We start from the raw sequence: 516 nt of genomic DNA, 5'->3' as shown, positions 1-516 counted from the left end.
CCCCTTTCGCTCGCCGCTACTCAGAGAATCTCTCTTGATTTCTTTTCCTTTGGGTACTTAGATGTTTCAGTTCCCCAAGTTCGCTTCTGCAACCTATTTATTCAGCCGCAGATGACCTACTCGCGTAAGCCGGGTTCCCCCATTCGGACATCTCTGGGTCAACGCTCGTTTCCAACTCGCCAGAGCTTTTCGCAGGATTCCACGTCCTTCTTCGCCTCTTACTGCCTAGGCATCCACCGTTTGCGCTTCTCTTCTTGACCATATAACCTCAATCAAATCAAAGTCATATCAATCACAATACTAATCGCTCGTGTTACCTCTTCTTTACCATATTGTTAATGAACGCTCATTAATTTGAAAACAAACTGTGTTGGGCGCTTTAAGTCGTCGTGCCTTTTCTATTAAGGAGGTGATCCAGCCGCAGGTTCCCCTACGGCTACCTTGTTACGACTTCACCCCAGTCATGAATCACACCGTGGTAAACGTCCCCCCTAAGGTTAGACTATCTACTTCTGG

Annotated in this window: 2 rRNA genes; both read right to left on the bottom strand. The window is 47.3% G+C overall.

The features are described from left to right. Positions 1–260, bottom strand: a 23S ribosomal RNA gene (locus tag E1O65_RS12475); the annotation flags it as partial. 142 nt (positions 261–402) lie between these two features. After that, positions 403–516, bottom strand: a 16S ribosomal RNA gene (locus E1O65_RS12470); the annotation flags it as partial.

It is taken from the genome of Legionella sp. W10-070 (genome assembly GCF_900640175.1).
Classification (GTDB): domain Bacteria; phylum Pseudomonadota; class Gammaproteobacteria; order Legionellales; family Legionellaceae; genus Tatlockia.
The sequence above is the reverse complement of the archived record's forward strand: the minus strand, read 5'-3'. Positions and strand labels throughout refer to the sequence as shown.